Genomic DNA, 11,355 nt, shown 5'->3' with positions numbered 1-11,355 from the left:
GCTTCACTCCCGGGGCCGGGTGACCAGGACGTTGGCACCCGGCGGGCCGCCCGCCGTCGCGGGCACTCCCAGCAGCAGCGAGGGCTCTCCGGGCAGGGTGTGGCTCGCCTCGGCGCGCATCATCGGCAGCCCATGCGGCTGGCGCTGCAGCCAGGCGATGAGCTTCTCACGCACCAGGCACCGCAGGTCGAACGCCTTGCCCGCATCCGGGGCGCTCACCAGCGCACGAAGCAACAGCGTGCGCTCGGTGCAGCCCGTCACCTGGAGCCCCTGGACCTTGCCATCCCAGAGCCCCTGGGCCTCCTGCTCCAGGATGCGCTTGAGCTCGGCGCGCACCGCGGCCACGTCCGTGCGGAAGTCCACGTACAGCTCCGCCGTGCCCAGGATCTCCGGCGACACCTTGCTCCAGTTCTGGAAGGGCTTGTCCAGGAAGTGGCTCATCGGCACCACCAGCCGCCGCAAGTCCCACACCTTCACCACCACATAGGTCAGGGTGATCTCCTCGATCCACCCCCACTCGTTCTCGACGATCACCGTGTCGCCGATGCGCACCGGCTGGGTGATGGACAGCTGGATGCCCGCCAGCAGCGTGGAGATGGACTTCTGCGCCGCCAGGCCGATGACCAGGCCCGCGATCCCCGCCGACGCCAGCAGCGACACGCCCACGTTGCGCACCACCTCGAACTGGAGCAGCAGCAGCGAGGCGGCCACCAGCACCACCGCGACCTCCGTGACGCGCCGGAGCACCGCCAGCTGGGTGCGGATCCCCCGGGCCCGGCCCACCTCCTCGCCGCTCGCCGCGCTGGCCACCTTCTGCTCCACGAAGTGCGCGGCCAGCCTCACGAAGCGCAGGAGGAACCATGCCAGCGTGGTGATCACCACCGAGCGCGCCCCCACGTCCACCGCGTGCTGGGCCGGAGGAGGCAGCAGCAACAACCGGCCACCCGCGGCCACCAGCAGCACGAAGACCAGGTAGCGCAACGGCCCCCGCCCCGCCGCCACGAGCTGATCATCCCAGCCCAGCTTCGTCAGCTCCGTGGCGCGCCCTCCCATGCGCAGCGCGAGCCTCTCCAGGGAGCGCGCGGCCAGCGCACCGATCCCCAGGGCCAGGGCCAGCCCGATCCACTGCCACAACTCCAACACCCAGAACGGACGGGCGAAGAGGAACGGAGGCAATACCTCCAGCAGGGGCGAGCCGTGCGCGTCGAAGAGCGAGTCGATGGCACGCACCGTGTCCTCGCTGAAGACCCACACGGCGCCCTCGGGCGCGTCCACCCGCTGGAGCCGAATGGAGCGGCTCCCCTGCTTCAGCGTCACCTGCCCCAGGGTGTCGTAGCGCGGGTCGGAGGGGTCTCCCTCGGGCTGCGAGGAGATGCGCGAGAGGTCCAACCACAACGCCCGGTCCAGGACGAACATCAACCTGCGCGCGAGCCGCGCGCCCTCGGCCGCCTGCCGCTCGGCGGGAAGATGCGAGAGGTAGAGGTAGTGCGGCGCACGACCGTCATCGCGCGCGTGCGCCGCCGCGAGGAAGCCCTCGACCGTGGAGACCGGCGTGCGGCGCTCCACCTCGATGGGCGCGGCCCCCAGGCCCTCGTTGAGCGCCAGGGCAGGCAAAGAAAACAGCAACAGCGCGAGCGTGATGGATCGACGCATTCTCTCGGGTTCCCAAGGCGCGAATAGTTTGAGTTCAAACCATATAGACTCAAGTACCTCTCGGGTCCAGCCCTCCTCGCCGCCGCCTCGGAGCTTGCCTGTCAGGTCCGCACGGGCGCGCCGCGCAAGAGCGCACCCGCGCTCGCGGGAAGCTCCGGCTGCGCGGCTCCCGCTGGCACGCCTGGCCCGCGAGCCGCCCACCTCCCGAGCGCACGCCGCACCGGGCGTGGCAGCAGGGGCAGCAGCGTCATCGCCCAGCGGTGCCCCCAGCCGGGGTACACGAGCTGGGCTCCATGATCGAAACCCGCCACCGCCTCGCGCACACACCGCGCCGCGGAGATCTGGAAGAAGGGTTGGGGCTCTGGTGAGGACTCGGCCTCCTCCAGTGGGCCCACCACCGCCTGGGTGATGACGACGCCCGAGCCCTCCACCTCCAGGCGCAGGGACTCGAGGAAGCCATCCAGAAAACGGTGCGTGGCCGCGGGCGTGACGAAGCCGGGGAGGAAGAGCCGGCCCACTCCCGAGCCCAGGTGGAGGATGCCGCCCCTCCCCCGCGCCAGCATCGGCCCCAGCAGCCGATGGGTGAGCATCAGCGGCACCACCACGTTCGTCTGGAGCATCCGGTCGATGTCCGCCCACCGCTGCTCCGCGTAGGGCCCTCGCTGCCCGGCCGCCACGGCATTCACCAGCACGTCCACGTGAATGAGGTGCCTCGCCAGCTCTTCGAGAACCCCGTCCACCTGGTCCGGCTGGGAGAGATCACACGGCAGCAGGAGCACCCCCAGCGTGGGGTAGTCCCCCTCGAGCGCCTCGCGCAGCGCCTCCAGTTGCCGGACCTCCGACGCGACGAGCACCAGCGTCCTCACCCGGTGAGCGAGCTGGCGAGCGACCTCCCGACCCACACCTGAGCAGGCGCCGGTGATGAGGACGGTGCCGAAGTCGATGGGGGTCGGCATGCAGCTCTCCTGGGGGATTCGGCCCGTGACAGCCTTCTGGAGAAAGAAACTAAGGAAGAGCGCAGGTTCTGCACGCTCCCTCGCCTGCCCTGAAAAATCAGGCGACTTCCGGGCTCCGAATGCCCAGCTTCACCGCAGGTAAAGGAGGAACTGTCTCATGCCCGCACCGTCGCGCATCCTGGTCCCTGTGGACTTGTCGGAAGGAGCCCAGGCGCTCATCGACTACGCCATCCAGTTCGCGAAGCCCTTCAATGCCTCCCTCGAGGTCATCCACGCCTGGGAGCCTCCCCAGTACGTGGCGCCCGATCTGCTCGTGGCCGCGCCGGGCTGGAACTCCCAGTCGCTCGAGAAGGTGGCCGTGGATGCCGCCTCCAAGGAGCTCAATGAGCTGGTGGCGAAGATCCCGAGCCCGCCCGTTCCCATCAAGCACCGGGTGATCGTCGGCGAGGCGGCCTCCACCGTCCTGCGCGCCGCCGAGGAGGGCAAGCACGACCTCATCGTCATGGGCACCCACGGACGGCGGGGCCTTCCGCGCCTGCTGATGGGGAGCGTGGCCCAGAAGATCGTCGCCCGCTCCAACTGCCCCGTCCTGACCCTGCACCTCTACGAGCAGGCGAAGTAACGACGCCTGCTCAGGGCACGTCCAGGACGACCGGCGTCACCGGCCGACCGATGCACACGAGCACCTGCCCCTGCGCCCGCTCCTCCGGCAGCAGGCAGTTGGGCTCTTCCATGAGGACCTGGCCCTCGATCAGCTTCACCCGGCAGGAGCCGCAGCCCCCCATCGTGCAGGAGTAGCGCAGCGGCACTCCCGCCGAGAGCCCGGCCTCCAGGATCGACATGCCCTCGGCCACCGTGACGCTCTGGACCCGGGTCCGCGTGCGGAACTCCACGGGCTGCGGCGGCGAAGCGCTTCGCGCGGACGCACTGGAGCGCAGGTGCGGCTGGGAGAAGCGCTCCTCGTGGATGCGCTCGGGCTTCGCGCCCCAGGAGCGCAGGGCGGCGCGGGCCTCTACCATCATCGGCTCGGGGCCACAGAGGAACCAGGCCGCGGGGCCCGCATCCAGCCCCGGCAGCACCGAGAGCTCGTCCTCCAGCACGTACCGGTTGAGCATCCCCACCCCGCCCTGCCATTCCTCCGGAGGCTCGGAGAGCACGTAGCGCAGCCGGAAGCGCCCCGCGTACCCCCGCGCGAGCTCCGCCAGCGCCTCCCGGAAGAGGATGTCCTGCTCGCGGCGGTTGCCGTAGATGAGCGAGACGCTCGTGGCCGGCTCCGTGGCGAGCGCGGCGCGGGCGATGGACATGAGCGGCGTGATTCCACTGCCTCCCGCCAGCAGCACGAGGTGCCGAGCCCCTCCGGTGGATGGATCTGGCGTGAAGTGGCCCGAGGGCCCGAGCACCTCCAGCGCCATGCCAGGTTGGATCCGATCGTTCAGGAAGTTGGACACCTTCCCGCCGGGAACGCGCTTGATGGTGAGGCTCACGCGCGAGGCGCCCTCGGCCCCCGGCGCGGAGGAGGCGGAGTAGGCGCGGCGCAGGGGTACGCCCTCCACCGTGGCGAGCACCGTGAAGAACTGCCCGGGCAGGAAGGTGACCGGCGCTCCGGTGGGATCCTCGAGCACCAGCGTCACCGCATCGGGTGTCTCGCGCACCACGCGCGCCACCCGCATGGGCCGCGCAGGAATGACCGCGTTGCCCGCGCTCCCCGCCCCCGCGGGGAGATTGCCGGTTCGAAGCGAGGCGCTCACGCGGACACGGACAGCCCCCCGTCAGGCGGCGCTGGCGCCCTCCCGGGCCGGCTCGGTGACCACGCTCGTCAGTGGCATCAGGGCAGCGCGCATCGCCAGGATCTGCTCCCGGGCCATCCCCTTGAGCCGCTCGAGATCCGCCAGCGTCATCCCCTTGGTGGAGATGGGCGTGCCTACCGTCACCAGCGCCTTGGCGTGGGCAAAGCGCCACGAGTGCTTGGGCAGCGCCCGTCGCGTGCCGCTCACCGCCATCGGAATCACGTCCGCGCCCGTCTCGATGGCCAACCGGAACGCCCCATCCTTGAACGGCAGCAGCTCGTCCGTCTTCGAGCGCGTGCCCTCGGGGAAGATCATCACCGGCATGCCCTTGTCGAGCCACCGGGCGCACTGCGCCATGGCGCCCTTGGCCGAGCCCTGGTCCCCTCGGGTGACGGGGATGTCGCCGGCCAGCCACATGCTCCAGCCCACCGCGGGGATCTTGAAGAGGCTCGCCTTGCCCAGCCACTTCATCTCCCAGGGCAGCAGGGAGATGATGAAGGGGTCCGCGTTGGACTCGTGGTTGCTCACGAAGATCGTGCGCGGCGAGAACTGGGGCAGCTCTCCGTGGATCCGGAAGTGCCAGAACGGGGTCAGCTTCGCCGCCGTCACGCCGATCAGCCGGAAGCAGCGGCCGGTCACCACCTTGCGCCGGTCGAAGGGCCAGGTGAATACCGCGAGCACCAGCTGCACGAAGAAGCCCAGCAGCGCCACCAGGCCGATTTCGAACCACGTCCAGATCGAGAGAAGAGCGTTCATGAGTGTCGTGAACGGCACTTCACAGGATCTTCGGATCCAGGTCCACACTCACCGGACAGTGGTCAGAGCCAAACACTTCGGAGTGGATGGAGGCGCGCTTCACGAAGGGCATCGCCCCATGCGAGGCGAGCACGTAGTCCAACCTCCAGCCAATGTTTCGCGCCCGCGCGTCTACGCGCTGCGTCCACCAGGAGTAGTGCCCGCCGCCCTCGGGGTGAAAGTGCCGGAACGTGTCCACCCAGCCGGCGCGGATCCACCGATCGAACTCCTCGCGCTCCTCGGGGCGGAAGCCGCTCGTCTCCCGGTTGTCCTTGGGCCGTGCGAGGTCGATGTCTTGATGCGCTGTGTTGAAGTCCCCCAGCACCAGCAGCCGCTCCCCGTCCCGGCGCGCCTTCTCCAGCCGCTCGAAGAGGCGTCGGTAGAAGTCCAGCTTGAAGGGGATGCGGCTGTTGTCCCGGTTCTTCCCATTGCCGTTGGGGAAGTAGCCGTTGACGATCGTCAGCCGCCCGAAGCGCGCCACCTGCAGCCGGCCCTCGGCGTCCATCTCCTTGACGCCCAGCGTCGTCTCCACGTCGTCCGGCGCGTTGCGTGAGAACAGGCCCACGCCGCTGTAGCCCGGCCGCACCGCGGAGGCGAAGTGCGTGCGCCACCGCTTCGGCTTGCGCAGCTCCTCGGGGAGCTGCTCGGCCTGGGCGCGCACCTCCTGCACCGCCACCACGTTGGCCCGTGCTCCCGCCAGCCAGCGCTCGAAGCCCTTCTTGTGGACCGACCTCAGCCCATTGACGTTCCAGGAGACGACTCGCACGCACTACTTATGACGTAGGGGCTCCGCGTCGGTCCAGTCCAAATCACGGCGCCATGGCCGCTGGCTCGACTCCCTGTTCCACGAGGAAGATCCGCACCGCGTCGGCGATCTCGCTGCCCGCCTCCACCAGCCCCGCGTGCCCCGCATCCTCCACCAGCAGGAAACGCGCGTGGGGCAGCACCTCGCGCATGCGCTCCATGTCGCTCAGCGGCACCAGCTGATCATGGGCCGCCGCGATGATCTGCGTGGGCACCTGGACGCGCGCCATCACGTCCCAGGAGCTGCCCACCATCAACCCCTCGAGCGTCTTCCAGTAGGCCTCGGGGCTCATCTGCCGCAGCGCGGCGAAGAACTCATCGAGATCCGCGCGAGGGGCCCGGGGGCGCAGCGCGCCCGTGAACCGGCCTGCTGGGTAGGCGAGCGGGCTGGCCAGGAAGGCGCGCACCATGGGCGTCACCCAAGGCAGCAGGGGCCCGGCCGCATGCATGGCCCGCTTCATCGTCCGCAGCCAGAGCTGCATCCCGAGCCCCTGCCTCCACGCCCCCGGAGCGCTGGGCGGCCCGGCGATGAGCGTCAGCGCCGCCACCAAGTCCGGGCGCCGGCGGTACAGCTCCAGCACCACGCGCACGCCCATGGAGAAGGCGATGTGGTGGGGCGGCCGGCCATTGCCCAGCGCCATCATCGCCTCGGTGACGCGCTCCAGGTCCTCCATGTGCGCCTGGACGGAGTAGTCCCCATCGCGCGCCTCGTCGCTGTGCCCGTGGCCCCGGTAGTTCCAATGCACCACGCGGTGGTCCTGCTCCAGGTTGGCGACGATGTAGCGCCAGAAGTTCTCCGAGGTGCCGATGCCGTTGGTCAGCAGCACCGCCGGGCGAGAGGCCATCTCCTGCTCCGCGCGATCCTCCGGCAGGTTCCCGCTGTGCGTGTGGTACGCGATCCGAGTCCCATTCGGAGTGGTGACGAAGCGGGTGACGCGTCGATAGGACATGGGCCAGGAAATACATGGGGAGTACACCCTGCCCGTGCAAGCTCCCTTTCGGTGGAGCCCCCGCGCACGGCCGCTGGACGGCGCGGCTCCGGGCACCGAGAGTGTACCCATGAGCCCTCCCGACTCCCCGCTCACGCCGTGGCTGCGGCCCCGCCCGCGAGACGCCACCGGCCGGCCCGTCCTGTCCCTGGGTACGATGAACTTCGGGGCGCGCACCCCTGCCCCCGAGGCCCGCCGGATTGTCGACCGGGCGATGGAGCGCGGCGTGCGCTTCTTCGACACGGCCAACGTCTACGGCAACGGCGAGTCGGAGCGCATCCTCGGGCAAGCGCTCCGAGGCCGGCGCGCGGAGGTGGGGCTGGCGACCAAGGTGGGCCTCCTGCGCGTCCAGGGTCGACCCGAGGGGCTGTCCGCCGCGCGTGTGGAGCGAGCCCTGGACGAGAGCCTCGAGCGCCTGGGCACGGACTTCGTGGACCTCTACTACCTGCACCAGCCGGATCCGGCCACGCCCATCGAGGAGACGCTGGAGGCCGTGGGCCGCGTGCTGCGGGCGGGCAAGGCGCGCCACTGGGGCGTGTCCAACTTCGCGGCGTGGCAGGTGCTGGAGCTGAACACGCTCTGTGACGCGCGAGGCCTGCCGCGCCCAGCGGTCTCCCAGGTGCTCTACAACGTGCTGGTGCGGCAGATCGAGCTGGAGTACCTGCCCTTCACCCGCCGCTACCCCGTGCATACCACCGTCTACAACCCGCTCGCCGGAGGCGTGCTCACCGGCCGCTACACCCGAGGCGCTCCGCCGCCCTCCGGCTCCCGGCTGGGCACCAACCGGATGTACCAGGGCCGCTATGGCTCGGACCGCGTCATGGAACAGGTGGAGGCCTTGCGCGAGGTGGCCCAGGCCGAGCGCATGGAGTTGGTAACGCTGGCCTACGCGTGGCTCGCGGGCCGGCCCGGCGTGGACTCCCTGCTCGTGGGGCCCGGCTCCGTCGAGCACCTGGACGCCGCGCTGGAGGCCTGTGAGCGCAACCTGTCTCCGGACGGCCTGGCGCGCATCGACGAGCTCCACCGGGCGCACCTCGGCACGGACGCGCGCTACGCGAGGTGAAAGTGCTGCGCGTGGACCCGCAACGCTTCGATGTGGACTCGGCGCTCGCCCACTATGCCGAGCACGGCTACGCGCGCCTCGGCGTACTGATGGATGACGCGGGCCTGGAGGCCCTGCGCGAGCGCGCGGACGATCTGATGCTCGGGCGCGTGGCGTACCCAGGCCTCTTCTTCCAGCTCGACGCCCCCAGCGGCCGCTACGAGGACGCGCCCCTGGGGCTCGGCTGGCAGGGCCCCTCGCTCAACTACCGCAAGCTGGAGAAGCTGGAGCTGGACCCGCGCTTCCGCGCCTGGTTGGAGAACCCCCTCTTCGAGCGCGTCGTCCGCGCCCGCATCCCCGGGGACATCGTCATCTACCGCGCCATCCTCTTCCACAAGGGACAGGCGGGTGGCAGCAACCTGCCCTGGCACCAGGACGGAGGCCGGCTCTGGGGGCTCACCGAGGAGCCCGAGCTGCAACTCTGGACCGCGCTGGACGACGCGCCCGAGGACGGCGGCTGCCTGGAGGTGGTGCCCGGCAGCCATCGCGGAGGACTCGTCACCCCGCTGGGAGGCGTCATCCCCCCGGACCGCGTGGCCGCCGCCGAGGCCGAGGCCCGCCGGGTGATGCTGCCTGCCCGGGCTGGCGAGGTGATGCTCGTCCACAACCACCTCTGGCACCGCTCCGGTCCCAGCCGCACGGGCCAGCGGCGCCGCGCCTTCTCCGTCTGTTACATGAGCGAGCGGGTGCGCTGCGTGCGCAAGAAGAAGGCCCCGCGCGTCTTCACTCCTGTCTTCCGCCAGAGCCCGCCGGGTTCAGGGGCGGCGGAGTAGACAGCAGCACCCGCGACTCGGTGGGCGCCTGCTCGGAGGCGGGGCGCCCCCGGAAGCCGGGGGCCGTGGGGAAGATGACACGGAACGTCGTGCCCTTGCCCACCTGGCTCTCCACGGAGATCTCCCCGCCGAAGCGGGTGATGATGCCCTGGCACACGAAGAGCCCGAGACCGGTGCCCTCGCCCACGGGCTTGGTGGTGAAGAACGGATCGAAGATGCGCGCGCGCATCTCCGGGGAAATGCCCAGGCCCGTGTCCTTTACCTCGACGATGACGTGGTCCTCCACCGCGCGCATCCGGACGCGGATCTCGTTGCGCTCCGGATCTCCCGGAGGAATGGCATGCGCGGCGTTGATCAGCAGGTTGAGGAACACCTGCCCGAAGCGCCCCTCGCTGCCCTCCACCGGGGGCACCTCGACGAAGTCGCGCACCACCTTGGCGCGCGGGCGCAGCTCCGCCCGAGCGATGGTGAGCGCCGACTCGATGACGTTCTGCAGGTTGACGGCCGTGGGCACCTCGTCGTCCGCGCGCGAGAGCGACTTCAGATCGCCGACGATCTGCCGCACGCGGTTGGCCCCCATGGCCGCCTCGCGCACCACATCCTCCACCTCCTTCAGCCGCCCCTCGGGCAGCTCGGAGGCCACCGCGCTCAGCTCCGTGGACAGGAACTCCAGGTTGGAGATGACGAACGTCAGCGGGTTGTTGATCTCGTGCGCCACCCCGGCCGCCAGCGTGCCCATGGCCACCAGCCGATCCGACAGCACCAGCCGTGCCTGGATCTGCTTGCGCTCGGTGAGATCGCGCACGCTGACCATGGTGGCGGGCTCGCCGTTGAAGACGACGGTCATGCAGCTCACCTCGGCCGTCAGCACCCGGCCGTTGGGCCGCACGAAGCGCAGCTCACAGGCCCCGGTGCGCACCTCGGCGGGCGCCGCGTCCAGAAGCCCCGAGGCCAGCTCTCGATCCTCGGGGTACAGGAACTGGAGCAACGAGGTGCCCACCACGCGCGAGGCCGGCAGCGCCAGGAAGCTCAGCGCCGACGGGTTGACGTAGATGAGCGGCCCACCCCGGTGGACGAAGATCGCCTCGGGTGAGCCCTCGATCAGCGAGCGGAAGCTCTCCTCCGAGCGCCGCAGCGCCGCATCCGCCCGCTTGCTCTCGGTGATGTCCAGCGACACCCCGCCCATCAGGCGCCGCCCCGAGCCATCCTTCACGACGAAGCGGTAGGTGAGCCAATAGTGCTCGGTGCCGTCCGGCGCGGGGACCATCACCTCGCCGGAGGCGGGCTGCCCGGACTCGAAGACCAGGCGATCCTGCTGGCGGACCAGCGCCGCGACCGCCGGCGGCAGCAGATCCTCATCCCGCGCGCCCAGCACCTGGGACATCTCCCGCCGGAAGAAGCGCCGGTAGGGCTCGTTGACCCAGACGCGACGGCCCTCGACGTCCCTCATATAGGCCAACCCAGGGCCGTTGTTCATGAAGGAGGAGAACAGCTCCTGCGACTCCTGGAGCGCGGCGAGCGCCGCGGTGCGCTCGGCCACCAGGGTCTGCTTGGCCTCGTACTCGGCGGCATTCGTCATCGCCACGCCGAGCATCACCGCCAGCAGCTCCATGGTCCGCTGGTCCTGCTCCCCGAAGGCATCCAGCCGCGGCGAGAGGATGTTGAGCACGCCGATCACCCGCTCCTTGTGCCGCAGCGGCACGGTGATCATCGAGCGGATGCCAATCTGCTGCGTGGCCTGTCGGTTCACCCGGGGGTCCGTCTCGGTGTCGCCCGTGCTCAACACCCCGCCGCCCAGCACGGTGGAACCCGTGAGGCTCTTCGCCACCTTGAGCCGGAAGTTGGTGAAGTGCTCCACGCTGCCCACCGCGACTCGGTAGACCAGCTCGTCTCCGTCCACCATCCCCACCGCCGCGCCCTCGGCCCGGCATAGCGCGCGGGCCTGCTCGCAGGTACGCGTCATCACCCGCTGCAGATCCAACCCCGCCTGCATGATGTCGCTCTGAAGTTGGAGGATGTCCGCCAGCCGCGCCAGCTCGCCCTGGTTGCCGCGCCGCTGCGCCTGCTGCTGCTGGAACGCGGCGCGTCGATTCGCCAGGAGCCTCAAGCGGCCTCGCACCTCGCCGGGCGAGAAGGGAGCCACCAGGTACTCGTCCACGCCGGCCGCCAGCAGCGGCTCCAGATGCACCTCCGCCGAGGAGGCGGCCAGGCCCAGCACCAGCACGCCCGGAGGGGCGCTCGCGCGCAGCGACTCCAACCACCCCGCCCCCGCCTCCAACCGTGCGCCTTCCACCCCCACCACATCCACCGTCTCGTAGGCCAGCAGCCTCTCAGCGGTCGCGGGCTCGGCCTCGCGCGTGGCGACATGCCCCTGCCGCCGCAGCTCCTCCAGGAGCTCCGTGCATGGGTCAGCCGTGACGAGGAGAAGCCGCATTCTTTCTTGGAACCTTGGAACCCAACTGTTTTCTAGTTATCATTTCGGCTCACACTGGAAAA

General features: G+C 70.2%; 10 protein-coding genes. 3 read left to right on the top strand and 7 right to left on the bottom strand.

Annotated features, from left to right (window positions below; all coding sequences use genetic code 11):
- Positions 1-3: 3 nt before the first annotated feature.
- Together SYV04_RS31650 and SYV04_RS31645 are read right to left on the bottom strand one after the other, a co-directional pair.
- Positions 4-1,653, bottom strand: coding sequence for a mechanosensitive ion channel family protein (locus SYV04_RS31650; protein ID WP_321549698.1), 1,650 nt, complete (start codon positions 1,651-1,653; stop codon positions 4-6).
- A gap of 101 nt (positions 1,654-1,754) precedes the next feature.
- Positions 1,755-2,609 carry an SDR family NAD(P)-dependent oxidoreductase gene (locus SYV04_RS31645; RefSeq protein WP_321549697.1) on the bottom strand — a complete coding sequence of 285 codons (855 nt, stop codon included), beginning with the start codon at positions 2,607-2,609 and terminating at the stop codon, positions 1,755-1,757.
- 157 nt (positions 2,610-2,766) lie between these two features.
- Between SYV04_RS31645 and SYV04_RS31640 the strand changes: the two genes are divergently transcribed.
- The gene (locus SYV04_RS31640; RefSeq protein ID WP_321549696.1) at positions 2,767-3,231 is read left to right on the top strand and encodes a universal stress protein; all 465 of its coding nucleotides are present in this window, start codon (positions 2,767-2,769) and stop codon (positions 3,229-3,231) included.
- A 10-nt stretch (positions 3,232-3,241) separates the two neighbouring features.
- Here SYV04_RS31640 and SYV04_RS31635 read toward each other — a convergent pair whose 3' ends face one another.
- Genes SYV04_RS31635 through SYV04_RS31620 form a run of 4 tightly spaced genes read right to left on the bottom strand, consistent with a single transcriptional unit; the run spans position 3,242 to position 6,945 of the window.
- Positions 3,242-4,357 (bottom strand): ferredoxin--NADP reductase, encoded by a 1,116-nt coding sequence (locus SYV04_RS31635; RefSeq protein ID WP_321549695.1) that lies wholly within the window; start codon positions 4,355-4,357, stop codon positions 3,242-3,244.
- 21 nt (positions 4,358-4,378) lie between these two features.
- On the bottom strand, positions 4,379-5,152 hold the full coding sequence (locus SYV04_RS31630) for a lysophospholipid acyltransferase family protein (RefSeq protein ID WP_321549694.1): 774 nt from the start codon (positions 5,150-5,152) through the stop codon (positions 4,379-4,381).
- 19 nt (positions 5,153-5,171) lie between these two features.
- Positions 5,172-5,957 (bottom strand): exodeoxyribonuclease III, encoded by a 786-nt coding sequence (locus SYV04_RS31625; protein WP_321549693.1) that lies wholly within the window; start codon positions 5,955-5,957, stop codon positions 5,172-5,174.
- A 43-nt stretch (positions 5,958-6,000) separates the two neighbouring features.
- Positions 6,001-6,945 (bottom strand): alpha/beta fold hydrolase, encoded by a 945-nt coding sequence (locus tag SYV04_RS31620; protein WP_321549692.1) that lies wholly within the window; start codon positions 6,943-6,945, stop codon positions 6,001-6,003.
- A gap of 109 nt (positions 6,946-7,054) precedes the next feature.
- Here SYV04_RS31620 and SYV04_RS31615 point away from each other — a divergent pair, with 109 nt between their 5' ends.
- Together SYV04_RS31615 and SYV04_RS31610 are read left to right on the top strand one after the other, a co-directional pair.
- Positions 7,055-8,047 (top strand): aldo/keto reductase, encoded by a 993-nt coding sequence (locus tag SYV04_RS31615; RefSeq protein WP_321549691.1) that lies wholly within the window; start codon positions 7,055-7,057, stop codon positions 8,045-8,047.
- 2 nt (positions 8,048-8,049) lie between these two features.
- Entirely contained in the window at positions 8,050-8,859 is an 810-nt protein-coding gene (locus SYV04_RS31610) for a phytanoyl-CoA dioxygenase family protein (protein ID WP_321549690.1), read from the top strand.
- On the opposite strand, the gene SYV04_RS31605 is transcribed toward SYV04_RS31610, so the two are convergent.
- On the bottom strand, positions 8,810-11,293 hold the full coding sequence (locus tag SYV04_RS31605) for an ATP-binding protein (protein ID WP_321549689.1): 2,484 nt from the start codon (positions 11,291-11,293) through the stop codon (positions 8,810-8,812). The two genes, SYV04_RS31610 and SYV04_RS31605, sit on opposite strands and share 50 nt — an antisense overlap.
- Between the last annotated feature and the right edge of the window lie 62 nt (positions 11,294-11,355).

Source organism: Hyalangium ruber, assembly GCF_034259325.1.
Classification (GTDB): Bacteria; Myxococcota; Myxococcia; order Myxococcales; family Myxococcaceae; genus Hyalangium_A; species Hyalangium_A rubrum.
This window is presented reverse-complemented; position numbering and strand designations above follow the sequence as displayed.